The sequence below is a fragment of the Geofilum rhodophaeum genome, from assembly GCF_002210225.1.
Classification (GTDB): domain Bacteria; phylum Bacteroidota; class Bacteroidia; order Bacteroidales; family Marinilabiliaceae; genus Geofilum; species Geofilum rhodophaeum.
The window spans coordinates 74,671-100,575 of sequence record NZ_MWUJ01000013.1 but is presented as its reverse complement, the minus strand read 5'-3'; the positions used below and the strand labels follow the sequence as shown (position 1 = coordinate 100,575).

The window sequence follows — 25,905 nt, the reverse complement described above, 5'->3', positions numbered from 1 at the left end:
TGATTCAGCAGTATAAGCTAAAAATGGTACACTTGTAAATACTAAATTTGGTTCGCGGGCACATACTTGGGCATAAAAAAAGGTCACTATTTTCATAGTAACCTTTTTCAGCGGAGAGAGAGGGATTCGAACCCCCGGAACCTCTCGGTTCAACGGTTTTCAAGACCGCCGCAATCGACCACTCTGCCATCTCTCCCGAATGCGTGTGCAAAAATAGGGGTTTTAATCAATCTTCAAAACATTTTTGCGAAATATTTGAGCCCGATCAGGAATTTTTACTTTGGTCCGGCAGCTCGCCTGCAATCAGCTTTTGAGCGATTTGCGTACCCTGACGAATGCGGTCGGCCATGCCAATGCCGTCGCGAATGTTGCCACCCAACACCAGACCAGGGAATTGGGCTTCGATGTGGGCAATGGTGGCCAGGCGTTCGCCGGTGCTGGCCCCGTATTGGGGAATGGCGTGGGTGTGTTTAAATATTTTAAACAGGTCGGGCTCTTCGTCGGCAATCAGCATCATGCAACGCAGCTCATCCATTACCATGGCCTTGATGATGCTGTCGTCGAGTTGCACAATTTCGGGGTGACGAATGCCGCCCATGAATACCGACAGCAGGGCGCCGCCTTCCGGAGCGCGATCTTTCAAAAAGGCGGAGGGAAACAGGATGCCCAACACCTTGCGCTTTTCCTTATGTGGTACCAGTCCCCCAAAAGCCCTCAGCGGAATACCGCGCCAGTTTTTGTAGCCTACAGCCACCTGCACCACTTTGGCGTACATCAGGTCGCTCAACTTATCTTTTTCGTCCTGCTTCAGGAAGGGAAGGAGGCCCCCAACTTCATGGGCTCCGGTGGTGGTAATGACATGAGGACACAGTAGTTCTTGCTTTTCTCCTTCGCGCACGTAGGTGATTTGAAACTGCTCGTCCTTTGGATAGACATTGATGCTGCGGCAGTTGAAAGTGAAATTTTCTTCGCCAATGGACTGGTAGAGGGCTGCGGTCAGTTGATCGAGTCCCCCTTTAATCGAAAACATCTGACGCGTTACTTTTTTTTGGTCGGGACTCTTAGGCAGTTTGGCTTTCTTGATGCTGCCCTTGATGAAGCTGCCGTAATCCTGCTCCAATTGATACAGCTTGGGCAGGGCGTAACGGGTAACCAGTTTGGAGGGATCGCCGGCATAGATGCCCAGGATGAAGGGATCTACGGCATAGTCGAGGAAGGTGTCGCCCAGGCGACGCCTTACCAGTTCGTCGAGCGTTTCATCGGGGTTGTTGCCTTTTCTTCGGAAGGGTTCCAACAGGATGCGGAATTTGTCCTTCCAGGCAAAGAGCGGCGTATTCACCCCGTCTTTCAGGCCGGATGGCAGGTCGTACCAGCGGCAACCCTTCCAAATGAGGCGACGCTTGGCTTCTTCGTTGGCGGGCTCAAAACTCATGTGCGCACTCAGGCGTGAAAAGAGGTCGGCCACCTCGGGATGGGAAACTACGCCAGTGTTGGGCCCACTCTCAAAAACAAAACCGTCTTCGCGGTGGGTGTGGATCGAACCGCCTGCGCGGTTGCTGCGTTCGAGTATGCGTACCTTCCAGCCTGCTTTTTTGAGGTAGAAGGCGGTAGTCAATCCGGTTAGGCCAGCTCCAATAATTACAGCTGTTTTGTTGGTCATTGTTCGTGTTTTGTAGGTAAACACCCAAACCCCCTTAAGAGTTTAAGGGCGGCAACATCAAATGCTTTTAGAGAAGCGTTGTTGGCCGTTGTTGAGTTTGGGATCGAGTTCCGCCACAATATTGCGGATGGTGAAGCGACCACTTTCTGTAATGCGCAATTCATCGTCGCTCAACTCCAGAAGTTCGTCTGCCACAAAGGCTTGCATCTTTTCAGGACGGTAGGCGGTGCTTTGCTTCAATTGATCGGGACTGCTTTGTAAGCGATCGGCCAACTCTTTCCAGTTCAGGCGATTGTTGCACATCAATTCGGTGATGACTTCCTTAATCAGCAGCTCATCGGGTGCTATGTGGTAGCCTTTTTCGGTGGCCGGCAGTCCCGCCTCAATGGCTTCCATATACTGTTTGATGTTTTTATGGTTTTGTGCATAACTGTCGTACAGCTGACTGATGGCCGACATCCCAAAAGCATAAACCTGTCCCGTAGTCTCCCGCGTGCAATAGCCCTGGAAGTTTCGGTGCAACTGTCCGGCCCGCAGGGCCTTGCTGAGTTCGTCGCCGTGTTTTGAAAAGTGATCGAGACCAATGGCATCGTATTGCCCGCTTTCGCTCATGATGCGGTAGGCGGTGGTGAACATCGCCAGTTTTTCGTCGGCCGAGGGCAGGCCCGGTTTTTCCAGGGCACTCTGGTGTGGTTTTACCCAGGGCACATGGGCGTAGGAGAAGGTTACCAGTCGGTCGGGCTGCAGCTCCAGCGCCCGTTCAATGGTCGCCCCAAACGAGGCTTCTGTTTGTCCCGGTAGTCCGTATATAAAATCGTAGTTGACGCCAACCCCACGGTCCTTAATGGCTTGCGTAAGTTCCTCAATGGGCAGCTTGGAAACATCGCGGTGCACGGTTTTCAAAACTTCCTCATTGAAGTCCTGGATACCCAGACTGATGCGATTGAAACCCATTTGAAAGAGGGCTTCCAGATAGTCGTGATCCAAATGGGCCGGATTGCATTCGATGGCTACTTCGGTGCTGCTTTGTATGTGGAAAGTCTCGTTCAAGAGCGCCATGATGCTGCCCAGCTGTTCGGCGCTGAGGGCATTGGGGGTGCCACCGCCCCAGTGAATCTGGGTAAGCGGACGCGATAAGTCGATCCACCCGGCCACCATGCGAATCTCTTTTTTGAGGGCTTGGAGGTAGCGCTCAATCAGCTCATCCTGGCGTGTAATAAGGGTGTTGCAGCCACAGTAGAGGCAGAGGCGGGGACAAAATGGAATGTGCAGGTAAAGCGAAATGCCCTGCGGATTCTGCTCGTTGGAAGCCAGCACGTGCTCGCGAAATTCTTCCGTTCCATACCCGTTGTGGAAACTGGTGGCCGGTGGGTAACTGGTGTAACGGGGAAGGGGTTTGTCGTATTTGGCAATGAGCTTGTGATCAATCATGGTTATGTGTTAACAGGGGCCGACTGCGGCCTCTGCAAAATTAACAAAACCCGGATTTATTCTGGCAATAGTGGCGTTGAAATATTCCCCGAATAGGGGGGCTGGAATAGAAAGGGGGTGCCTCTGATATGGAGACACCCCCTTTCAAGGGTTGGTTTTTTGGGGGCTGGATTATTCGATTTGAAGTTTGTGGGTGGTGCTGTTGTTGTTCTGTTCTACAACCAGCACATAGAGGCCTGCTTGCAGATTGGTGTCCAGGGTGAGCTGGGTTTTACCAACAGAAATGGTTTCGAATACTTTGCGCCCACTCAGGTCAAAAACGGTAACCTGAGCTGGGGTATCGGCCGCATCGGCTGGTAATTGCAAGGTAAAGCTGCCCTTGGATGGGTTGGGCCAAATCTCCCGGGAAGGGCCTGCTGCCCCGTCCTCTGCCTCCAGACTTGCACTCTTCATAGTCGAAAGTCGGAACATTTGGTTGGTCGCACCACTGCGGCATTCCCACTGCAATACGTTGGCACCGTTGTCCATTGAAGCTCCGCTGACATCGAGACATTTTCCGCTGTTTTTATTTATTATGCGGTAAACCCCGGTGCCCGCGCCCTGGAAACGGAAAAGCTGACCATCGCCGCCCCAGTAATTCCAGATTTGGATGTTGGCCCCATTGTCTGCCGAAATATTGTTGACATCCAGTGCTTTGCTGGTGGCAATAACCGGTTTGATTGAATGCCATTCACCTTCCACCTGACTGATGATAAAGCGTTGGCAGTCGCCGCCCCAAGCTTCGTACTGGGCAATGTTTGTGCCGTCTGAGGTGCCCCAGTCGTATACATCCAGGGCTTTATTGCTGTGACTGGCAATGATGGAATAAGTGCCGTTGAAGCCGGTCGATTGGTCGCCGGTAATGCCAGCTACAGGCCAGCCGTCGCGGTAGCCCAGGGTGGTCACAAACAATTTGGCTGCTCCATTGGCGTTGCCGTCGTAATAGTGATAGGTGAGTTTGCCCTGGCCATAACCTATGTGGCCCGGGCCAATGATGTTGCCGTTTCGGTTGGGCAGAAATACCCGTTCGTTGGTATAGGGACCGGTAATGGAGGTAGAGCGTGCCACCACTACATAATAGGTGCTGTTGACACCATTGCAACATCTTCCCCGGTTAAAAAACAAGTAGTAGTAGCTGCCGCTTTTTGTAATGTAGGGCGCCTCCATCGCTTCGTGATTGCCGCCTACCAGATGAACCACGTTGCCAATGGTTTTTCCTGTTGCGCGGTTGATTTCAACGACTCCTAAACCACCAAACCAGGAACCGTAGGACATCCATACGCGTCCGTCGGTATCGGTGAAAAGTGCCGGGTCGATGGCATTGATTTGAGCATTGTTGGTGGAGGATACCACCATGCCCAAGTCGGTCCAGTTGGGATTGGTAAGCGAGGAAGTTCGCACTACGCCTATGGCCGACCGGGAGGAGCCAAAGGTGGAAACGGAGTAATACAGGTAATAATATCCGTTCATTTGAATGATGTCCGGGGCCCAAAATTCTCCGTTGAATCCAGGAACCGCAGAATTGATCCAGCCGGGCCAGGTGCCGGGCCTAAAGGGTGTTGTTTCTGCACGCCAGTCGCTGAAGTTGGCGTTGCTCGAAGACATACACCAAATTCCCTGGCCGGTAGTGAATATCCAATAGCGACCATTCTCGGCGCGGACCATGGTGGAGGGATCGTGACTGGGGGCTTGGGCCTGGAGCAGACTCCCCGTAATAAAGGCAATTAAAATAAAGAGTATGGCTTTATGCCTTGAATGATTGAGGGGCGCTTTGGATGTAAGCATTGGCGTAAGATTTAAGGATTTACGCCAACAAAGTTAGCTCCCTGAGCAGCAAGGGGGGCGGATTATTTGATATTGTTGGGCGACTGTAGTGTACAGGTTTTCAGTGGTTTGTATTGTTGTTTTGAGGTGTTTGCTTGCGTTTGGGGCGCCCTGTCTGCCTTTGTTGTTGGTTAATGGTTGCAAAATTATGTTTGCAAATCTTAATGTTTTTATTTCATCTGAAAAACGGGGACCAGTTCCATGCCTTTTTCCTGGAAACGCTGTTTTACTTCGTCGTAATTCCTTGTGAAGCCCAATACAAAACCACCGCCACCCGATCCGCAGAGCTTGAGCAGGTATTTGCCGGTGCTGAATCCGTAGATCCATTCCATTTCTACCGAAGCGGGAATCATGGCTTCGAAGTGGGTCGCCTGAAAAAAGGAAAGCTCCTGCAGGGCCACGGTAAACTTGTCGATTTGTCCCTCGGTTAAGTAGCGGATGCAGCGGTTGTTTAAGGGAATGTACTCTTCCTTCATGAGTTGGTGAAACTCCGGCTTTTGCAGGCGGTCCATAAAGCCCTGTACCAGGGGCGCTGTTTTACCAGGCTTCCCGGTGTTGAGCAGGAAAATGGCATCGTCGGAGTTGAGGTTGTATTTGGGAATGCCCACGGGCGACAGGTGCTGGTCTTCGTGCAAGAGCAAAGGATGCTTCATGTAGCAAATCAGGGGATCGATGCCCGAGCTGGTGCCGTGGAACCACGACTCGAGTACGGCCAGCTGGGCCTTGAGTTGCTGTACTTCGTTTTTTTGTGAGGCACGTCGCGGGATGGTCTGGTCGCTTTGGTAGCGATGGTACAAGGCCGCCACAAGGGCCCCGCTGCTGCCCAGGCCGTATCCTTCGGGGATGGAGGACTCAAAATAGAGTCCGTTGTCCAAATCTTTTTGGAGGCGCTGCAGATTAAAGCCTGCCGGCAAGCGGTTTTCGGTGTCGAGTTGTTGCAGGTAACCGGCATACTCTTTCAGCAAAGTATTGCTGCGCCGGGCAAAATCAAGGTCGGTGTAGCCTTTGCGGTTGATGAATTCGAGCGAGCCGTTGAAATGCGCATAGGGAATGGTGAGTCCCATAGACCCCATAATGATGCTGTACTCGCCAAAGAGCATGATTTTAGAGTGGAACATGGTGCTGTTCTGGTCCTTATTCATCGAGTGCCTGATTTGAGGTTAAAGCGCGGGGACCTGTCCCCACCTGGTCGTGCAGGATGGCCTTGTCGGCGCATAAAGGTTGCAGTTCTTCCTGCATCCAGGTCCTTATTTTTTCGTTTTCGCGTGCCGGGTACAAAAGGTGGATGTTGGGTCCTGCGTCCATGCTGAAGCCGATGGGCAAGCCGTGTTCGCGCCGGGCGCGACGAATGCGGTGGATGGCTTCGAGTGAGTTGGGGTGCAGCAGGGTGTAGGAGGGGGTGGAGCTCATCATGAGTCCATGCAGCGAGAGGGCTTCGTTTTCGGCCAGCTCAAAAAAGTCGTCCCACTCGCCTGCCTTTAGGATGGCCAGCAGTCGTTCGGTGTTTTTTTGGGCCTGTTCGATGCGCGCCTCGCGGTAGGGATGGTGGTTCATTAGGGCATGCCCCGCTGTGCTGCTCACCGCTTTTTGTCCCGGATCGATGAGCAGAATGCTGTTGTGGAGACTGCGGAAATCGGGGTCGATTTCCGCTTCTTCAAGGGGAAGGGCGTACATGTCGGAGCTTTCCTTCTTCCCCGGATAGCGTCCCCAGAGGGTCCATCCGCCATATACCGAACGGGCTGCACTGCCTGAACCCATGCGGGCCAGGGTGGAGGCCAGCACGCTGTCTATGGCGGTTTCCTCCTTATCGCTATGCAGCAAATGCAGCTGGGTAAGGCAGAGGGCCAGGGCGCTCATGCTGCTGGCCGAGGAGGCAATGCCGGAGGAATGGGGAAAGGTGTTGCAGCTGTCGATTTGCAGGAAATGGTGCTGCAGAAAGGGCAGGTGACTGTGTATGCGCTCCAGAAAGGTGGCGATTTTTTCGTTGAACCCGGCTTTTTCTGCGCCGTTGAGTCGGAAACTGAAGCCCGGCTGGTCGGACGGCCGGGTGCTGACGCGGGTGCGTGTTACTGCAGCCGACAGTGAAAAGCTGATGCTCGGATTCAGCGGTTCCTGCAGGCCGTGTTTGCCCCAGTACTTGACAATGGCCAGGTTGGAGGGGCTTTCCCAGCTTGCGGTGGCGCTGATCTGCTTGTGTTTGGTCATGACTCCATTCAACTTTTGGTGGTGTGCGGAAGCAGGCTTCCGGGTAGAATTAACGCAGGATTAAAGAAAAAGTTCGGTAATGGGAGTGTTTTATCCTGATTTTATTTTTTGGCTTTGCAAGTTATAAAAAAGCCCGCTTGTTGGCGGGCTTTTGGAAGCTTTGTTGGAATGATTGTCCCCAGGTATCTGGCATACGGGTTTGGGGGGCGCCTATTCCGCCCAATATTTAAAATCCTTAAAAGTGATTTCGCCTTCTCCAATGGCTGCTAATCCGATGCGCATAGCCATAAATCCGCCCAGTACATTGTGATGAAATCCCGATACCTCCAGCGAATTCTCCGTTTTGGTCCAATTTTCGCCATCGGTGCTGTAATACATATCAACAACCTGACCAATTTTTTTGATGCGCAGCCATGCATGGCGGTCCACTTTGTTGGCTTCAGTTACAAATTGCCAGCCGTTTATGTTGGTCAGTATGTTTTTGTTGTCGGTCAATATTCCTGAGGCGGCCTTTTCGTTGTAGAACAGAATTAAGCCGGCTTTTGCCTCACCCTTGAGCTCAACTTTAACCTGAGCGGTGTAGGAGTGACTGGATGGTGTGCAGAGCAAGGGTGAACAATCGTCCAGAGCTCTTCCTTGTCCCTTAATTGTTAGTCCATCGGCAGACATCTCTACTCGATCGGGATTGTATGGGCCAAAGAATTTCCATTGAAGGTTAAGTGATGAGCCGGTGAAGGGATCGCTGAGTGCAAATGGCGTTTTGCCCGATGAGGGAAGAGCTATAGGCAGAGCTTGGCTGATGGATGTCTTATCGGGAATCTTGTACCATCCGTCGGATGTCCACTCCAAGGGCAACATTAGTGTTTGTCGTCCCATGTTGTAATGTCCATTTTCGTAGCCATGCAGCACCATCCACCAATCACCTGCTCCATCCTCGAGCACCGTTCCGTGTCCTACGGAACACCACTGCTCCGAGGCCGACTTTGTCCGGATTATAGGGTTGTGGGGTGAGTTTTCCCATGGTCCCAGTGGTGATTTTGATCGTGCCGAAATGACCATGTGCCCTGTCGGCGGGCCTGCAGTGCCTCCTTGTGCCACGGTGAGATAGTAATATTCCCCGCGTTTCATAAGTTTAGGCCCTTCCATACAAAAGCACTCAATTTGCCATTCGCGGGGAATGGGCCAACCATCATATACGTGTTGAAAACTACCGCTTACACTTAAGCCGTCGGGACTTAGAGGTACATAACCTCCGTTGCTGAAATAGAGGTAGCGCTTGCCGTTTTCATCAGATATGTGCCCAGGGTCGATGTTATTCACCTGCAGGTCGATGGGAGCGCTCCAGGGTCCCTCTATGTTGTTGGCCCACACCACGTAGTTGGTGTTGTTTGCCGGAAAATATATGAAAAATTTGCCGTTGTGCTTCACCAGGTCGGGCGCCCATACTGAGCCCACATATTGCTGCAGTGCATTGGCCACAGGCTGCCAGTTTATCAGGTCGGTCGAATGCCAAATGGTGAGACCCGGATAATACTCAAACGAAGAATGCACAATGTAGTAATCGTCGCCATCGCGGAGAATGCTTGGATCCGGATGGTCGCCCGGAAACAGGGGGTTAATAAAGTAAGTGGGTTGCTCTGTGCTTTTTACTGGATGGCATACAAACAGAATTCCCAGGATAAATAAAAGAAAAATGCGTTTCATACTGTTTTAATTTTATGCACTTCCCGGACTTTCTTAGTGATTGGCCGAGACTGGCAGGATTTGTTTTAATATAAGCAACACCACCTCGTTTTCGGTTAGCATAAGGTCGCGCTGAAGGATGCCGTCGCTGGTCACCGACACCTGTTCGGAGGAAGCAGGAAGGCCATTGCTCTGACTTTTTAGGAAGGCCACTTGTTGACGATTCAACTGTGCAGGGCGCCCCATTTGCGCGTATAGGGTGTAGGGGTCGTTGGAGCCATAGCCAATTTTGTAGGTTTCGATATGATACCTGCCGGCAGGGATGCCTTGCAAGTCAAGAGAAATTCTTCCTTTGCTTTTGGCCGGTAGGTCTTGGATGTAATACTGTTGATTGTTCATATCGTCGGGCAGCGTGTGGGTAAAGTCCCACAGCAAAACCTGCAAGTCGCCAGCACTGTTTTTACACACCCAGGAGGAGCTGTCGGCATTGACCAATTCGGTGTTTCCCAGCTGATTCATAAATGCATAGGCGTGATAGGTCGGCTTTTTTATGCCCTGTATGGTCATCAGTCCAAAACCGCCATGAAAGGGCGTAAATCGAGGGCCGGCTTCCTCAAAGATGTCGGTAAACACCCAATACGACATGGATTGGGCAGCATCACCAACCTGCTTTATTTTTTCGAGGATGTAGGCTGCCTGATGGTAACTGTCGTGCAGGGGGTCGGCCGGAGTGTACGATGAGCTCCACTCTGTATAGTGCAACTCCAGATTGGGTAAACTTGATTCTGCAATTTCTTTGCGCGATTGCAATACATCGCCACTTACGCTCCATTTGTTTTTACTCAGGCGAGTGCCCGCCTGCCCATACTCATCCAAAAAACCAACATCTACACCGTAAGAATGCGTACTGATAAAGTCGATGGGCACATTATTCTTTTTGCAAAATTCAATCATTTCGGGTTCCCAGGAAGCACCTGCGGTGGCCGGTCCGCCCACGCGGTAGTCCTCATTCACCCGTTTCACTCCCCTTGCAGCATACTGGTACAGCTTAAAGTATTCTTCCTGTGTGCCCGACCAAAAGCCAGGGGAGAGATTGGGTTCGTTCCACACTTCAAAATACCAGGTTTTTACCTCATCCTTGCCGTAACGCTCTGTAAAGTGCATAGTCAGCTCATATACAAGTGCCTCCCATTTTTCGTAGTCTTTTGGTGGAGTAACGTTTCCTTGCCACCAAAAGATGGTTTCGGGACCGCTGGCCAGGGCTGAGGGCATAAAACCCAGTTCTACAAAGGGTTTGATGCCCATTTCCAGCAGCGGGTCAAAAAGTGCATCGATGTACATAAAGTTGTACTCGGGCTTGCCCATACGGTCTTCTTTGTATACAGCCATATCGTCGGTAAACAGCCCATGCATGCGTATGTATTGAAAATTGCACTCGGCCTTAGTTAGGCGCAACTGTTGTTGCCAGTCGGCCCGCAATCCTTCGTTGGCACGGCCGGCACCCACACACATTTTGAACATTTTATTCATTGCACCTTTCTCGTTCTTATAATCGACCGAGATGGTTCGCACCAGCGGTGCTTCTTTGGTACTTGACTCATTCTGTGCGTACATGGTCATACTGCCAAAGAGCAGTGTAGCCACAGCAAATAGATTTTTGGTTCTTTTCATTACATTTTGTTTTTTAACCCCTTTTACAGCAGTTAGACCATGTTTCCTGTATGTACGGGAGGTCGTAGCTAATTCAAGGGTTTTATTAGAAGAGCAAAGCTAGCGTTTAGCGCGCCATGAATTTTGACATAAAATGGAAATCATTTTGTAGAATCAGCTAAGGAAGCACTGGTTTGACTATAAAGGGGGGGTGATTTGTCTTTGAGGAGAGGCTGCTTATTCTCGCTCCTGCTTACGGTATTCGGAGGGACTCATGCCACATTCGCTTTTAAACACACGATTGAAATGACTTTGGTTGTTGAAACCTACAACAAAGGCGATTTCGCCCATGTTTTGTTCCGTTTTGCAAAGCAGGCGCTTCGATTCTGTAATGCGAATGCCGTTTAGATAGGCCTTGGAATGACAGCCGAATCTATCGTGAATGAGTTGTGTGATGAAGCGTGGTGAGCTACCCGTTTGGGTGGCCACCTTGTCAAGACTTAAATCGCTGAGGTGGTAGTGCGTGTTGATGTAATTGATGCAGGCTTCGTCCTTGCTCCCGACTTCATCTACCGACACTGGGCGGTAGGCAATTTCGACGACAGGTGTTGGGTGCGCAACTTTAGTGCCTCTAAAGCGCCAAAAGCACAGGAAGCCGCTTAGAAGAACATACAAGCTTCCCAGCCAAAGATACAGTAAACGGTTGTCGCGCGAAAAGCTAAGTTTGTCAATTCGTAGTTTTTTGCAGCCTTCGAGACGGGCGGTGAAGGCCGTACCAATGTTGACGTGTAAAAGACGACTAAGGTCCGGTTTACGACGTGTATTGGATGTGATTCCGTACACATCTTCCCACCATTCGGGGTGATGAAATTGCTTGATTGGCAGGTGATATTCGATTCTTTGATCGCTGATGTTGAGATAAGAATGATTGAGCGATTCAGCTGGTCCTTCGTAGCTGCTGTTGCGTTCAGGTATGGAGTAGAGGGCGATACCTACACGTGAGAGGCCAATACCCTGTATTTCTACCGTCAGGCGATTGTATTTTGAAACATCGACCACTGAGGACGACAGCGGGGTGAAGGAGAGCCCCACGTAAGGACTGTGAAAGTCCTCCCCAAAACTAAAGCTCATTTGCGTCATGGAGTCGGTGACCTCTAAAAGCTCCACTTTTGAGTTGCCGTTATTGGAAGCGTCGGTGTAGGCCTCAATCTTAAAACTATCCTGTGAGGGAAATACCACATAATCAGGCACCGAGGCCATTGCGATTGCAATGGCCAGTCCACCTGCCGTTAGTCCCGACAGGAGCCAAACAAAAAGTCTCTTGCCTGGTGGTTTCATCATAAAGCCGATGTTAAATCCTGAGTGTTGCTCCTACAAATGTACTTGGGACGATAAATATAAGGAAAGCCTTTAAAATGGAATGGTCCCAGTTCCCTAAATCGCCGTCCTTTTGCAGAAAGGCTTTGACTTTGGTGGCGGAAGTTTGTTTTTTCTCGAGCCAAAGCAGTTAGAGTTGGTATCGCCGTGTCTCAGCCCCCTATATTTTAGGACTGGATTAGTGACAGAAAACACTAATTTTGAATATGGCGCCTATTAAGTATGCATGAAGGTTTCCTCAGTAGATTGAAATAGTGCTTTTTATCAATAACTGCAATCTGCTGGGTGAATGCTAAGCTGAACCACAATAATTTGGGGCAGTAAACCTCTTATTACACCAAAACGCTTTGCAGGGGCAGCAGGGTGTGGAAGCCTTTGGTGGCGAAATAAGTGCGGAGGTCGTCCTGCGATTGGGCAGAAAGTACCAAAACGAAATCGCCGCCCCAGGCACCGAGCGACTTTATTTGTCCCCCAAAACCACTGAAGAGCCGCTCCTGCACGGTGGGTCGCCCCAGTATTTTGGCGAGCAACTGCTCGTGTTGCTGAAGCAGACGCCCAAAGTCGCCGACATTTTGGGCCTGCAGCATGGCCCGGCCCAGGGCGTTCACTTCTTCAATGGCCTCGCGGTAGTCGCCCCCCTTTTGCAGAAAGGCTTTGACTTCGGTGGCGGAGGTTTGTTTTTTTTCGAGCCACAGCAGGTAGAGTTGGTCGATGAAGGGCGGGGCAAAATCGACCAGGGTAATTTCCGGGGACTGCTCACCGCGACTTTGGAAAAAGAGGGCTTGTTGGTTTTGGGCACAGGCCAGGTCGTAGCCTGAGCCGCCGAAGGTGGACCGAAGCAGGGGATGGGGGTCGATGTGCAACCATTGGCCGAGCAGACTCAGCAGGGTGGAGCTGCTGCCCCAACCCCAGCGCTGGTCAAATTCCAGTTGGGTAGTCACCCTGGCGCCCTTTAGTCGCGCCAATACTTCGGGGCCCCCTTGTGCCACGGCCTCTTGCAGCAGGTCTTGCAGTCGCCCCGCTGCTGCCGCCTCACTGCTGCTCCGCACTTGCAGCTGGTCGTCGTATTCGGCCGTAAACCAGGTCCCTTCCGGCAAAAGGGCCGTCCATTGCAGAAAGTCTTTGGATTGTGCCGGGTAGGCCACCTTCATGCTTTGCCCCTTATTCAGGGGCAGGGCGAGGGCCCGCGCTCCGTGCAGTACCAGGTATTCACCCGTGAGCAGAAGTTTGCCCCGGGCTTTGAAATGCAGTTCTTTATCGCAAGCACTTGCTTCCATTTGCGCCGATGTTTTCATTTGCGGCGACTTTCCAGAAAGTCCCTCAGCGCCTGTTGACTCACTGTTTTGTCGCTGAACCACGCTCGCGCCGCTTCTTTTTCTGCTTCACTGGCCCCGAGGGCGGTCAGCATATTGCTTAGGTGCAGCTTCATGTGCCCCTTTTGTATGCCGGTGGTCACCAACGAAGCCACCGCCCCAAAATTATTGGCCAGTCCCGCAGCCGCGGCCACCTGCATCAGTTCTGCAGCCTTCGGCTGGCCCAGCAACTCCATCGCCTTTTGCGCTATGGGGTGCAGACGAGTGAGTCCCCCCACCGTTCCCAAAGCCAGGGGCACGGTCAACCAAAAGCTGAAGCGACCGTCGGCCACCTCGCACTCCGAGAGGGAGCGGTAGCGACCGTCGCGGGCGGCAAAGGCGTGACCGGCGGCTTCTACGGCTCTGAAATCGTTGCCGGTAGCCAGTACCACGGCATCTATACCGTTGTAAATGCCTTTGTTGTGGGTTACGGCCCGGTGGGTGTTCTGGCGCGCCACATCCACCGCCAGCTTAAATTTTCGGGCAAAGTCCTCTGCAGTAAGTCCCCCGGCATACGGCGCCAGGTCCTCCACCTTACAGCTCACCTTACAAGTCACCGTACAATCGGGCGTGTGGTTCGAGAGGATGGCCATTAAGGGTTGGGCAGGGGGCAAGCCTTTCTGTTCCAAAAAGCGGTTCAGGGGCTCCTTTGCGGCTTCGAGACAGCTGTTGATGAAATTGGCGCCCATGCTGTCGCCGGTATAAAACTCAAGCAGCAGCTGGTACACCCCGGGCAGTTCCTCCTGGGGCAGTATTTGCAGGTGCTGCAGTCCCCCGCCCCGGGCTTCCATGGAGGCGCTAAGGTCTTTCAGCGCTTCCCGTAAAAAGGCCATCAGTTGCTCTTCCAGCGGAAGGAGCTGTTCGGCAGCGCCGTCCCACTCGAACCAGAGGTGACCGGTTTTTTTGAGGTCCTTGACCCGGGTCTGAAAACCGCCGTTTTGGGCCCAGAAGGAGGCTGCGCGGGAGGCGGCGGCCACCACCGAACTCTCTTCAATAACCATGGGCACGACGTACAACTGGTCGTTGATGAGGAAGTTGGGGGCTACCCCAAAGGGCAGGAGGTAGTTGGTGAGGGTGTTCTCTGAAAATTCATCGAAAGTGGCCTGGCGGGCCGGATGGCGGAATTCGGCCAGGGTGCTTTCGAAATCCTCACTGAGCGCCAGCTGCTCGCGCAGCCAGGCGGTTTTTTGACTGCGACTGAGTTTGGAAAAACCTTTTATGATGGGCATGGTGTGCACAGTTGTTATTTGGCCCGCAGGTACTGGTTGGCCAGCAGCAGGACTTTCTCAATTTGTTGGACGTAGGCCTGGAGTGCTTTGTAGTCGCCCGAAGCATGTCTTAAAAAGCCCGACCCCATGCCAAAAATGGCGGGGAGGTGACTGAGTTTAGTGAGTCGGTAGCCTTGGAGGGCCGACTGTATGCCGCCGCTGATGATGAGGTGGCGACAGGCGGGGTGGACTTCCTCTTCGATGAGGCGGTTGACCGTGGCGGTCATTTCTTCGGCCGTGTGGCCTACTTTGGCAAAGTCCTCCATCAATTGGGTGTCGTTGGCACTGTGTCGTGCCAGTTCCAGACGGGTGAAGTTGGTGCCCCCAAGGGCGCCAAATTCTATGGCTTCGAGGGGCAGGTTCAGGAGGGCACGGAGACTCTCGGGACCCATGCCCTGGCCGACTTCCTTCACGATGACTTTGAGGCGGGTCTGCGCTAAAAAGGCTTCGAGGGTTTCCAAAGGTGCGTTTTCCAGGCGGTCGCCCTCGGGCTGGAAGGCTTCCTGCAGGGGATTCACATGAATGATGAGTCCGTCGGCCCGCAGGCGCTTCACGAGCGCTTCTATTTCTGTTACCCGGTCGGCCTTAAGCAGTTGTTCCAGTTGGGCAATGCCCAGATTGGCGTATAGGGGCTGTTCTTCGCCGATGATGTCGCGCACATCAAAGTCGCTGAAATGACGATCGTCGTCGAGCAAAATGCGGCAGGAGCCGAGTCCCATACCCATGCCAAACTCCTTGCAGGCACGGGCCAGGTTGCGGTTGATGTTGCCGGCCTGCTCGGTGCCGCCGGTCATGCTCGATACCCAAACGGGTAAACGCAGGGTTTTGCCGGCAAAGAGGGTGGGGGGCAGTGGTTCCGAGGGGTGGGGAGCCAGGAGGGGTTCGTAGTTGAAGCGGGTGTCGGCCTCTTCTACCCCGATGCGTGCATCAAAAGCCTGGTTGATATGGTCCTTCTTCCTTTCTTCCATAGTTTTTGTCTTTTAGTTCCCTAAAAATAGGAAAAAGCCCCGACAGGACAAGGGTGTCGGTGGCTTTTGGCAACTGCGTCCACCGCAAGGGGGCGGTGCTGCAGTGGGGTGTGGGGCGACTTAAACGCCGAGGTGGCGGGAAATTACGAGTCGCAGAATTTCGGAGGTGCCTTCGCCGATTTGCAAAAGGCGCTGGTCGCGGTAAAAGCGCTCTATGGGATTGTCTTTGAAGAGGCCCGAGCCGCCGAAAATCTGCACTGCCTCATCGGCCACTTCACGGGCTATTTCGGAGGTGTAGAGTTTGGCAATGGCGGCCTCTCGGTTGTAGGATTTGCCCTGGTCCTTAAGCCAGCAGGCCTTGTACAGGGTATTGCGGGCCAATTCAATTTTCATATCCATATCGGCCAGCTTAAAGGCAATGGCCTGGTTGCGACCGATGGGTTTGCCAAACTGCTTGCGGGTGCGGGCGTGTTGTGCCGCCAGCTCAAAGGCTCCCTGCGCCAGTCCCAGTCCCATCGCCGCCACCGACAGGCGTCCCCCGTCGAGGGTCTTGAGCATGTAACGGGCACCTTGTCCCTCGCGACCCAGGGTGTTGCTGAGGGGTACCTTGCAGTCCTTCAGTCTTATGCGACCGGTATCGGCGGCCCGCCACATCATTTTTCCCAGCATGCGCTCGGTGGAGAAACCCGGCGTATCGCTTTCTACCAAAATGGTGGTCAGCTTGGGTTCCCCCTGTTCGTTGGGGGTCATTACCTGCAGGGTAACTCCCAGGGTGATCGGCGTTGCTGCATTGGTGATGTAACGTTTGGCGCCGTTGATGACCCACTGGTCGCCCTCCCGCACCGCCGTAGTCTCCGTTCCCCGAGCATCGGAACCGGCATTTTCTTCGGTGAGCCCAAAAGCCCAGAGGTGTTCCCCGGTAGTCAGCTGGGGCAGCAGGCGCTTCTTCTGTTCCTCGCTGCCGTAGTCGAGCAGCGGCACCAAACCGAGACTGTTGTGGGCCACTACCGTTGCTGCCTGGGAGCTGTCGACCCGCGCCAACTCCTCCACCGCAATGATGTAGGAGAGGGTGTCGGCACCGCCACCGCCGTACTCGGTGGGCATGTTGATGCCCAGGATGCCGGCTTCGCCCATTTTGCGGGTCAGTTCTACCGAGAACTCCTCCTTCTCGTCGAGTTCCTGCGCCCTGGGTGCAATTACATTTTCGGCAAAGGCCCGGATGCGCTTGCGCAGGGCCTCATGTTCTTCGTTTGTATAAGGTTGCATTCGTATTTGGTTGTTTTATGGTAAGATTTCTGTTTCAGTTGTTGTCGATGTCCACCAAAATCTGCTTGGCCTTGACTTGTTGTCCCACCGCAGCATGTACACTGCGCACCACGCCGCTGCGTTCTGCCTTCAAATGGTTTTCTATCTTCATGGCTTCCAGCACCAGGAGGGATTGACCCGCTTCAACCGTGTCGCCCGCCTGTACTCTCAGTTCCACGATGCGTCCGGGAATGGGGGCCGTGACTTGGTTGGAGGAAGCGGTCCCCGACGGGTGCTGCGACCTGCGCAGTACCGTCCTGGGCCGACTCACCCGGTAGCTGCTGGCTTTGTGCACGAGCACAAAGCCGTCCTTTTCTCCCGGGTAGCTGTCGAAATGCAGAACTTTTCCGGCCAAAACAAAGCGCAGTCGGTCGCCCTTCCACTCCAGCTCCTCCACCCGGTAGCGGTTTTGTTGGTTAACGGCGACCCACAGGGCGTGGTCAGATTGTTCCCAGCTCAGGTGGTATAGGTGGTCGTTGACTTGCAGGGTGCTTTCTTGTTCCTGCCGCCAAAAGCCCATTTGCTGCCACAAGGTAGCGCCCTGGTCGCTCCCCCGCATGACTTGTAGGAGTCCCGCCACCGCCACCACTTCCGGATTCAGGTGGTTGGCCGACTGGTATTTGAAGTTGCTGCAAAAAGCGGTTGTGGTATGTCCGGCCGCAAAAGCCTTGCTCCGCAGCACCTGCAGCAGGTAATCCGTATTGTGGGTGAGTCCCCCCAACTGCACCTGCTCCAGGGCCAGCAAGTGCTTTTGTATGGCCTCAGTCCGCGTAGCAGCATGCGTAATTATTTTGGCCACCATCGGGTCGAAGTCCGGCTTCACCTCTGCCGCACCCTCAATCCAGGTGTCGGTCCGCGCCAAGCCTGCTTCGGGCCACTGCACTTTAAGGAGGCGACCGGGGGCGGGACTAAAATCGTTTAAGGGGTCTTCGGCATAAATGCGGCTCTCGATGGCGTGCCCTTTGCAGGTGATTTGTTCCTGAGTCAGGTCCAAAGGCAGTCCCATAGCCACTTTCAGCTGTTCTTCCACCAAGTCGAGCCCCGTAATGCGCTCGGTCACCGGATGTTCAACCTGAAGACGGGTATTCATTTCCAGAAAGTAGTGCCTGCCCTTTGCGTCCACCAAAAACTCCACCGTCCCTGCGCTGTAATAGCCGATGGCGCGACAAAGGCGCAGGGCATCGGCGGTCAGTTCGGCCCGCTTTTCTGCAGAAATATTGCTGCTGGGGGCCTCCTCAATAATTTTTTGGTAACGGCGCTGAATGCTGCACTCCCGTTCGTACAAATGCACCAGCTTGCCGTGGCGGTCGCCCAGCACCTGCACTTCAATGTGGTGCGGGGCCTCCAGGTATTCTTCCACATACAGGCGGTCGTCGCCAAAGTAACTGGCGGCCTCACGTGCCGTTTGTGGCAAGCGTTCCAGCAGGGCCTGTTCGTCGGCAATCTTTACCATGCCCTTGCCGCCACCACCGGCAGCGGCTTTAATGAGTAAGGGATAGTTGAGTTGTGTGCTTTGGCTCAGTACTTCTTCCAGACTGCCTTCGGCCGAAGCGGTAAGCGGTAAGCCCAGTTCCAGGGCCGTTTTGCGTGCCTCTACCTTGTCGCCCATCCTGCGGATGGCCTCGGGGGAGGGCCCCACCCAAAGGAGGCCGGCGGCCTCCACTTTGGCTGCAAAATCGGCGTTCTCCGACAAAAAGCCATAACCGGGGTGGACCGCGTCGGCTTCATATTTCAAGGCCAAGGCCACCAGGGCATCGGCATTCAAATAGGTCGCAGCCAAGGTGTCGCCCTGCAGCCAGGCCGCTTCATCGGCCTGGGTCTCTGGCTCCGCCTGGGTAACCACGCCTATGGTTGTTAAGCCCATCCGCTTTGCTGTGCGGTGGATCCGCACAGCAATCTCCCCTCTGTTTGCAATCAGCAGTCGCCCCACAGGCCTAAACTGCACCGTGCTGTTGTGCATGGGTAAATCTTGTTTGTTATCCTCCCTGAGAATTGTTCCACTTCGCTTTTCTTTGCTCGAAAAAGGCCGCCACCCCTTCCTGTCCGTCGGGTGCGGTTCTTGCTTCGGCAATGAGTCCGGCACAATAAGCTTGCAGGTCCTCATCCACAGGAACAACGGAGAGGGCCAAACGGTTCAGTAAAACTTTGGTGGCACGTAGGGCGGTGGGACTGTTTTGGGCGATTTGGGTGGCTAGTTCGCGGGTTTTAAGGTCCAGTTTTTCTCCCGGAAAAATATGGTTGACCAGTCCGGCTGCCCGCGCGGTTTCAGCATCAAAGGGCGCAGCACTTAAAAACAATTCCCGGGCTTTTGCGGCTCCAATGCGTTGCACCACCCAAGGTGCCACCGTAGCCGGTACCAGTCCCAGGCGCACCTCACTAAAAGCAAAACGCGCATCGCTCCCGCAGGTCACCACATCGGCACAAGCCAGCAGTCCCAGAGCCCCGCCATAAGCCCCTTTATCAACCCGCAGCACAATGGGTTTGGGGTAGTGGAACATCGCCGCATAAAGGCGGTTAAAGAGGTGGGCATCTGCCAGGTTTTGTTCGTGCGACTGGCTGCTGGCCTGGCGCATCCAGTCCAGGTCGGCCCCCGCTGAGAAAAAACCGCCGTTGCCACTCAGCACGAGAACATGAAACTGGCTGCTGGTCGCCGTTTCCTCAAAAAAACGGGTGAGCTCGCTCAGTATGCCCGCATTCAAGGCATTCTTTTTAGCGGGGCGATTCAATTGAAGATGGCAAATTCCGTTCGAGAACTTTTTAATCAAGGTCATAATTCCGCTTTTGGTTCAGCTCCTTAAAATAGACATTACATTCGGAAAATGCCATAGTGCGGCTTTTTAAACGGCGCATTCAGGGCTGTTTCCAGCGCCAGGCCCAGCACATCCCTCGTTTGCAGGGGGTCAATTACCCCGTCGTCCCACAGGCGCGAGGTGCTGTACCAGGGCGAGCCTTCGTTTTCGTATTTCTCAAAAATGCTTTGTTCTATTTGCTGCAGCACCTCAGGGGCCACTTCCTCCTTTTTGGCCGCCGCCTGGTCCTTTTTCAGGGTGATGAGTACCTGGGCGGCCTGCCGTGCCCCCATTACCGAGATGCGGGCAGAGGGCCACATGAACAGAAAGCGGGGATTGTAGGCCCGTCCCCCCATGGCGTAATTGCCTGCTCCGTAAGAGCCGCCAATGAGCACCGTGAAAAAGGGTACGGAGGCATTGGCCAGGGCGTGCACCATTTTGGCGCCGTCTTTGGCAATGCCACCGTGTTCGTATTCCTTGCCCACCATAAAGCCGGTGATGTTTTGCAGAAAAATCATGGGAATGCCTCGTGCATTGCAGAGTTCGATGAAGTGGGTGCCTTTGAGGGCCGACTCGGAAAACAGAATGCCGTTGTTGGCCAGGATGCCCACCTGGTAGCCGTGCAGACGGGCAAAACCGGTCACCAGTGTGGTGCCGTAGTTTTTTTTAAATTCCTGAAAGGGACTGCCGTCGACCAGACGCTCAATAATTTCCCGAACATCGGGCCAGCTGCCTCCCGGTTTCGGCAGCAGGTCGTACAGTCCCCCGGCCGCCTTTGCCGGTGCTTGTGTGGCCTGGCGGTCGAGTTGCTGCTTGGGTGCACGGGGCAGGTTTTCGAAGAGTTGGCGACAAATGCGCAGGGCGTCTTCATCGTCTTCTGCCAGATGGTCGGCCACCCCCGAAATGCTCGTGTGTACTTCGGCGCCGCCCAATTCCTCGGCGGTGACTTCCTCGCCGGTGGCTGCCTTAACAAGGGGCGGTCCCGCCAGGAATATGGTCCCCTGGTCGCGCACGATGATGGTCTCGTCGCTCATGGCGGGAATGTAGGCACCGCCTGCCGTGCAGGAGCCCATCACGATGGATATTTGCGGGATGCCCGCTGCGGAAAGTCGCGCCTGGTTGTAAAAAATGCGGCCAAAATCTTCTTTGTCGGGGAATACCCTGGCCTGCTCGGGCAGAAAGATGCCGCCCGAATCGACCAGATACACGCAGGGCAGGTTGTTTTCTGCGGCAATTTCCTGGGCACGCAAATGCTTTTTGATGGATTCGCGGAGGTAGGTGCCGCCCTTTACGGTGGCGTCGTTGGCCACAATCATTACTTCCCTCTTATGAATGAGTCCCACCCCGGTGACGAGTCCCGCCCCGGGGAATTCATTGTTGTACTGGTCCTCAGCGGCCAGGGCCGACAGCTCGAGAAAGGGCGTGTTGGGGTCCAGCAGGTTGTTGATGCGTTGGCGCACGAGGAGCTTGCCGCGCCGGGTGTGTTTGTCGCGCATTTTCTGTGGCCCGCCCTGGGCGACGCGGCGCAGGCGTTGCAGGAGTTCGTTGCTCAACTGTTGGTGGTATTCCCGGGTGTTGTTTGTCATGGCTTCTGGGGTTTATGCTGAATAAACGAGGGAGGGGGATTTTTGTTTAAGGGTGGTCGTAGTGTCATCTAGCGTCTGACATAAAACACCTGTTCCTTCCGCTTGATGCCTGTTGTTTGCGCTACTGCTTATTTCCGGAACCCTTGCTCAAGTCGCTAAAATTCTTGAACTCGCCTGTGGCTCAAACAGCAAGAATTTTTTACGCGACTTTCTCAATGGTTCTTTACCGGAAATAATCAGAGGCTTAACAACAGGCATCTGCGCTTGGACGAGTTGTTTTTTGTAGGTCGCTATCTTGCACTACTTTCCTTCCGGAGTGAGTGTTTTGCCAATAAGTTAAGAAATGAATATCTTGTTTCCTATAGAGGAAACTATTATCTTTGAGAAAAAATGAGCAGTGACTGAAAGGTTTAAAGTTGAGTTGTTAGACGAAGCATTGGAGTTTGTTGAGAGTCTTGATGAAAAAACGCGTGAGAAAGTAATTGCATTTTGGGACAAGTCAGATAAGCCGGATACGGTTGTAATTTCAACACACGGAATTATTAAGAAAACCGCAAAAGTTCCGAAATCAGAAATTGAGAGAGCGGAGAGAATAAGGAAAGAGTATTTTGAACGAAAAAGCATTTAGACCATGAAAAAAGATCCGATGAAGACTACGAGCCTTGACGAGTTAACCGATAAATACATCGGAAAGAAAGGAACACCTAAAAGAGATAGCTTTGAGAACGAATTGAGACTGGATTTATTAGGTGAAGCGATTAAGCAAGCCCGAAAAGAAAGGAATTTGACACAAGAACAATTAGGAAAGCTGATTGGTGTGCAGAAAGCCCAAATTTCGAAGATTGAAAACAGCTTGACAGACGCAAGATTTGAAACGATCTTGAAAGTTTTTAAAGCTTTGAATGCGAAGATAAACTTCAATATTGAATTGTTAGACCAAAAAGTAAATATTGCTTAGACTGGTTTGAAGTTCGCCTAATACCTCCGGATGCTCCACTACAAGCACGGAAATCGGGTGGTCGTAGTGCAATCTTGCGTCTGACATAAAATTTCTATTCCTTAGGCTTGATGTGTACCTTCTGCGCTTTCGCTTATTTCCGGAGCCTTTGCTTCGTTCACTAAAATCCGGGAACTCGCCTGCGGCTCAAACAGCCCGGATTTTTACGTTCACTTCACAAATGCTCTTAATCGGAAATAATCTGAGGCTTGAAGGTACACCTCTGCGCTTATACGAGCTGTTTTCTGTAGGTCGATGTTTTGCTCCACTTCCCTTCCAGAGTGAGGGGAAGGGGAGATGTGGGCCTACAAGAAAGTAAATCCGATTTTTCGGTTCAGTCCTTTTTCGAAGATCCGGATCAGGGTTGACAATTGAATATTGCCTTTACCATTTTCGATTTTTGAGATGTAGCTTTTTTGGGTACCTGCCTTGATGGCCAGCTCCTCTTGTGTCAATTTGGCTTCTTTTCTTGCTGCTTTAAGCATCTCACTGACAATGAACATTTGGGCTCTTGCCTCGTATTCTACACGTGAATCTGAGCCAATTGGCCCATGCTCTTTTTCGATAAGTTCGTCAAAGGTCGATAGTTCTTTATGCTCAATCATGTTTTTGCTTTTTCCGGGATGAGCGTAGGGGTGGGGGATGTCGTTGGGGTTTTGTAGTTTTGTGTGGGGAGGCATTCGGCTTTGGAGGAAGAGGTGTTGGGTTAAGCGGTTTAAATTCTGGAGGTGTGGAATTGGATGTGAAGAATAAGCTGGAAGGGGGATTGACCTTTAAGGTGTCGCGTTTTAAGGAGGTGATTAAGAAGACGCGGCCCCATAAGCACGATGCGTATTTTGAACTGGTGTTTTTGAGCGAGGGGGAGGGTTTTCATTGGATTGAGGAGGAGGAGTTTCGGGTGACTGCCCCTGAGTTTTATTTGTTGCAGCCGGGTCAGGTACACTACTGGCAGTTTACGGCGGTGCCGAAGGGCTTTGTTGTGTTGTTTACCGAAGAGGAGTTGGACGCCCTGACGGAGCGTTCACTGGTGGATTTGCATCGGCGTTTGTCGGCCAGGCGACGGGTAGTTCTGACGAGGGAGGGATTTCCGCAGGCTTTGCTCGCTGCTTTGTACCGGGAGTACAAGGCTCCTGCACGCTTCTCGAGGGCGTTTATGCATGGTTTGTTGCAGGCACTTATGGCCATGGTATTGCAGCAAGCTGAGGCGGTGGAGGAAGATTTGCCGCGTTCGTCGCTCTTTGACCGTTTTAAGTCCCTTTTGATGCAGGAGGGCCCCCGCCTGCACAGGGTGTCCGACTATGCCGAAAAGCTGCATACCACTCCACAGAATTTAAACGGGATTTGTCGCCGCCAGGCGGGACTAAGTGCCGGGGCACTTATTGCCCGGGATTTGCTGCTGGAGGCCAAGCGCTACGTGTTGCATACCGACCTTACGATGAATGAGATTGCCGATTTGTTGCATTTCAGCGATGCCTCGCACTTTGTGAAGTTTTTTAAGCGCCACGAGGGCATTACTCCTCTGCAGTTCAGGAATCAGTATTTTAAGTAAGGGATCCTCCTTGCGCGTTTCATTTGTACCAAAATCACTTTCGCTTATACCATGAAATTGGGTGTTCTGTATTGTACTTTTGTAATCTAACCAAATGAAGAAGACTTATGGACATACTTATAATTAGTGGGGCGGCCTTTGTGGTGGCCTTGTTGACTTTCTTTTCGGGCTTTGGTCTGGGTACCATACTGACCCCTGTTTTTATGATTTTTTTTCCGGTAGATTTGGCCATTGCGCTGACCGGAGTGGTGCATTTTTTCAACAACATCTTTAAACTGATTTTAGTGGGGAAGCAGGCCGATAAAGGAACGCTTTTACGTTTTGGTATTCCGGCTGTTGTTGCTGCCTTTGTCGGGGCCTGGCTCTTGCTGCACATACCCGATGCCCAACCTTTGTTCGATTACCATTTTTTAGGTCGCCACTTTGAGGTTTACCCGGTTAAGTTCATCATCTCCATTTTGCTCATTATTTTTGCCAGCATGGATTTGATTCCTTATTTCAGTCGCCTGCAGTTTGGCCGGGAAAAGTTGCCGCTGGGTGGTGCTCTGAGTGGCTTTTTTGGTGGCCTTTCGGGCAATCAGGGGGCTTTGCGCAGTGCTTTTCTGATTAAGGCGGGCCTTTCGAAGGAGGCCTTTGTAGGTACCGCGGTAGTGGTGTCGACCTTTGTTGATTTTACCCGTTTGAGTGTGTATGCTACGCGCTTTACCAAGGCGGGACTCATCGATAATCTTAATTTGGTGATTATCGCCACCATTGCTGCCATTGCCGGGGCCTACCTGGGCAATAAGCTGTTGAAAAAGGTGACCCTGCATTTTGTACAGGTGACCGTGGCCATTATGCTCATAGTACTGTCCGTGGCTTTGGGGGCAGGATGGATTTAAAGTGGACTTAGGTCTGGGGGGCCTTTTGCTGTAATGTTGCAGGAACTTGCTCCTGAATGCTGCTTTTTTGAGCCGGATGTGCTAATTTCAGCCTTCAGAAATAGAAATTATGCCTTCATCTGGTAAAATAAATCTTAGGCCCTCAGCAGTGGGCCCAAGTCTTAAGCGCCAAAACTCTTTTTCTCCGTGGGAGCTTACCGGAGCTGCGCGGCTTGAGTTTTGGGGGGGCGTGCTGCTGGTTCTGGCCTTGACCGCAGGTTTTGTTTATGCGGCACTGAGCGTTACCGATACCGGTCGTGTAAGGGCAGCGTTGCCCACGGGTGCAGCTGCTTCTGCAGGTGAAGAGCGCCCATTAGAACAGGGCGCAGGGGTATTTGACGGGGGACATCCTGCAGATTCGGTTTGGGACAATTACGGAACCGGTCTTATCGCCCTGGGCGAGACTTTCATCGGGACGCCCTATGTAGGGGCTACCCTGGAAAGTGAAGGAGAGGAGCAAGTGGTGGTGAATCTGGAGGAAATGGATTGCACGACCTTTGTGGAGTATGTGTTGGCGCTGGCTGCGGCTGGCGTTCAGCCGGATGAGCTGCCTCAATGGAGGACTTATTTTGAGGCAGAGCGGAAGGCGGTGTCCGGAGCTTGCCCCCATGGTGCAGTTTATTCCGATAAGCTGGCTGTTGAGGACAAAGCGAGGACAGTTTCCCGGGAGGCAGAACCTGAAGCAGAAAGGCGCCTGATTTTTTTGGAGGAACTGGAGGGATATCGTTATCGGGGCGGGACGTGCGAGGGCTATTTGTCGCGCCTGCATTATTTCAGTGAGTGGCTGCTCGATAACGAGCAGCGGGGACGTTTGCAGATTTTACGGGACCTGCCTGGTGCTGAAGCGCTGCAGATCGACCTGCATTTTATGTCCACCCATCCTCATCTTTATCCGCAACTCGACCGGGATAGCACCCTGGTAAATCGTCTCCGGACCCTGGAACTGGCGCAGCGCGGACAGCAGTTGTCCTATTTGCCGAATGCTCACATAGCCGCCGCCGAGCAGCATTTGCAGGAGGGCGACATCCTAGCCTTTGTGAGTCGCGTAAAGGGCTTGGATGTATCCCACACCGGCTTGGCCACTTTTCGTGAGGGGCGCTTGCATCTTTTGCACGCTTCCACCCGCAATAATCAGGTAGAAATAAGTCCTGTGCCCTTGAGCGATTACGTGAAAGGAATGTCCGGCGTGCGTGGCATTCTGGCAGCGCGTCCCCTGCCGCCAAAAAAATGGTGCAGCGCTGTAGTGCTCACCAAATAATTGCTATCTTGTAGGGGTCTGCCTGCACCGCACCGGCGAGGGCC

General features: G+C 52.9%; 21 protein-coding genes and 1 tRNA gene. 5 read left to right on the top strand and 17 right to left on the bottom strand.

All coding sequences use genetic code 11. The features are described from left to right. Positions 1–111 precede the first annotated feature (111 nt). The 16 genes from B4W65_RS12285 to B4W65_RS12210 form a co-directional block, all read right to left on the bottom strand. Positions 112–196 (bottom strand) — tRNA-Ser (locus B4W65_RS12285). Positions 197–265: 69 nt separating this feature from the next. Further along, on the bottom strand, positions 266–1,660 hold the full coding sequence (gene hemG, locus B4W65_RS12280) for a protoporphyrinogen oxidase (RefSeq protein ID WP_088655460.1): 1,395 nt from the start codon (positions 1,658–1,660) through the stop codon (positions 266–268). Positions 1,661–1,717: 57 nt separating this feature from the next. Beyond that, the gene (gene hemN / locus B4W65_RS12275; protein WP_088655459.1) at positions 1,718–3,091 is read right to left on the bottom strand and encodes an oxygen-independent coproporphyrinogen III oxidase; all 1,374 of its coding nucleotides are present in this window, start codon (positions 3,089–3,091) and stop codon (positions 1,718–1,720) included. Between the two features lie 171 nt (positions 3,092–3,262). Continuing rightward, the gene (locus tag B4W65_RS12270; protein WP_088655458.1) at positions 3,263–4,915 is read right to left on the bottom strand and encodes a family 43 glycosylhydrolase; all 1,653 of its coding nucleotides are present in this window, start codon (positions 4,913–4,915) and stop codon (positions 3,263–3,265) included. A 209-nt stretch (positions 4,916–5,124) separates the two neighbouring features. Further along, the gene (locus B4W65_RS12265; RefSeq protein WP_088655457.1) at positions 5,125–6,096 is read right to left on the bottom strand and encodes a mevalonate kinase family protein; all 972 of its coding nucleotides are present in this window, start codon (positions 6,094–6,096) and stop codon (positions 5,125–5,127) included. Then, complete coding sequence (locus B4W65_RS12260; protein ID WP_088655456.1) at positions 6,089–7,159, bottom strand: diphosphomevalonate/mevalonate 3,5-bisphosphate decarboxylase family protein; 1,071 nt, start codon at positions 7,157–7,159, stop codon at positions 6,089–6,091. The genes B4W65_RS12265 and B4W65_RS12260 overlap by 8 nt, the downstream gene beginning before the upstream one ends. Before the next feature lie 210 nt (positions 7,160–7,369). Then, positions 7,370–8,863 carry a family 43 glycosylhydrolase gene (locus B4W65_RS12255; protein ID WP_088655455.1) on the bottom strand — a complete coding sequence of 498 codons (1,494 nt, stop codon included), beginning with the start codon at positions 8,861–8,863 and terminating at the stop codon, positions 7,370–7,372. 33 nt (positions 8,864–8,896) lie between these two features. Next, positions 8,897–10,513, bottom strand: a complete 1,617-nt coding sequence (locus tag B4W65_RS12250) for a GH39 family glycosyl hydrolase (RefSeq protein ID WP_205741268.1) — start codon at positions 10,511–10,513, stop codon at positions 8,897–8,899. Positions 10,514–10,729: 216 nt separating this feature from the next. After that, positions 10,730–11,833: a helix-turn-helix domain-containing protein gene (locus B4W65_RS12245; protein WP_088655454.1), complete on the bottom strand. Its 1,104-nt coding sequence runs from the start codon at positions 11,831–11,833 to the stop codon at positions 10,730–10,732. Positions 11,834–12,201: 368 nt separating this feature from the next. Beyond that, positions 12,202–13,146 (bottom strand): GYDIA family GHMP kinase, encoded by a 945-nt coding sequence (locus B4W65_RS12240; protein ID WP_088655453.1) that lies wholly within the window; start codon positions 13,144–13,146, stop codon positions 12,202–12,204. Between the two features lie 14 nt (positions 13,147–13,160). After that, positions 13,161–14,450: a hydroxymethylglutaryl-CoA reductase gene (locus B4W65_RS12235; RefSeq protein WP_088655452.1), complete on the bottom strand. Its 1,290-nt coding sequence runs from the start codon at positions 14,448–14,450 to the stop codon at positions 13,161–13,163. A 14-nt stretch (positions 14,451–14,464) separates the two neighbouring features. Beyond that, positions 14,465–15,457, bottom strand: a complete 993-nt coding sequence (locus B4W65_RS12230) for a beta/alpha barrel domain-containing protein (protein ID WP_088655451.1) — start codon at positions 15,455–15,457, stop codon at positions 14,465–14,467. A gap of 120 nt (positions 15,458–15,577) precedes the next feature. Then, complete coding sequence (locus tag B4W65_RS12225) at positions 15,578–16,723, bottom strand: acyl-CoA dehydrogenase family protein (RefSeq protein WP_088655450.1); 1,146 nt, start codon at positions 16,721–16,723, stop codon at positions 15,578–15,580. A 34-nt stretch (positions 16,724–16,757) separates the two neighbouring features. Further along, positions 16,758–18,722: an acetyl/propionyl/methylcrotonyl-CoA carboxylase subunit alpha gene (locus tag B4W65_RS12220; protein ID WP_088655449.1), complete on the bottom strand. Its 1,965-nt coding sequence runs from the start codon at positions 18,720–18,722 to the stop codon at positions 16,758–16,760. 16 nt (positions 18,723–18,738) lie between these two features. After that, a complete protein-coding gene (locus B4W65_RS12215; RefSeq protein WP_240509570.1) occupies positions 18,739–19,533 on the bottom strand; it encodes an enoyl-CoA hydratase-related protein in 795 nt (264 codons plus the stop codon). Between the two features lie 35 nt (positions 19,534–19,568). Beyond that, complete coding sequence (locus tag B4W65_RS12210) at positions 19,569–21,137, bottom strand: acyl-CoA carboxylase subunit beta (protein ID WP_088655447.1); 1,569 nt, start codon at positions 21,135–21,137, stop codon at positions 19,569–19,571. Positions 21,138–21,534: 397 nt separating this feature from the next. Between B4W65_RS12210 and B4W65_RS12205 the strand changes: the two genes are divergently transcribed. Together B4W65_RS12205 and B4W65_RS12200 are read left to right on the top strand one after the other, a co-directional pair. Next, the gene (locus B4W65_RS12205) at positions 21,535–21,765 is read left to right on the top strand and encodes a type II toxin-antitoxin system RelE/ParE family toxin (RefSeq protein ID WP_088655446.1); all 231 of its coding nucleotides are present in this window, start codon (positions 21,535–21,537) and stop codon (positions 21,763–21,765) included. 3 nt (positions 21,766–21,768) lie between these two features. Continuing rightward, positions 21,769–22,095, top strand: a complete 327-nt coding sequence (locus tag B4W65_RS12200) for a helix-turn-helix transcriptional regulator (RefSeq protein ID WP_240509569.1) — start codon at positions 21,769–21,771, stop codon at positions 22,093–22,095. Positions 22,096–22,439: 344 nt separating this feature from the next. Here the strand turns inward: B4W65_RS12200 and B4W65_RS12195 are convergent, their stop codons facing one another. Then, positions 22,440–22,739 (bottom strand): helix-turn-helix domain-containing protein, encoded by a 300-nt coding sequence (locus B4W65_RS12195; RefSeq protein ID WP_088655445.1) that lies wholly within the window; start codon positions 22,737–22,739, stop codon positions 22,440–22,442. A gap of 125 nt (positions 22,740–22,864) precedes the next feature. Here B4W65_RS12195 and B4W65_RS12190 point away from each other — a divergent pair, with 125 nt between their 5' ends. From B4W65_RS12190 to B4W65_RS12180, 3 genes are all read left to right on the top strand, one after another. Further along, positions 22,865–23,683 carry a helix-turn-helix domain-containing protein gene (locus B4W65_RS12190; RefSeq protein WP_146697782.1) on the top strand — a complete coding sequence of 273 codons (819 nt, stop codon included), beginning with the start codon at positions 22,865–22,867 and terminating at the stop codon, positions 23,681–23,683. A 107-nt stretch (positions 23,684–23,790) separates the two neighbouring features. Further along, entirely contained in the window at positions 23,791–24,564 is a 774-nt protein-coding gene (locus B4W65_RS12185) for a sulfite exporter TauE/SafE family protein (protein WP_088655443.1), read from the top strand. A gap of 148 nt (positions 24,565–24,712) precedes the next feature. Next, entirely contained in the window at positions 24,713–25,861 is a 1,149-nt protein-coding gene (locus B4W65_RS12180) for an N-acetylmuramoyl-L-alanine amidase-like domain-containing protein (protein WP_240509568.1), read from the top strand. Positions 25,862–25,905: the final 44 nt, after the last annotated feature.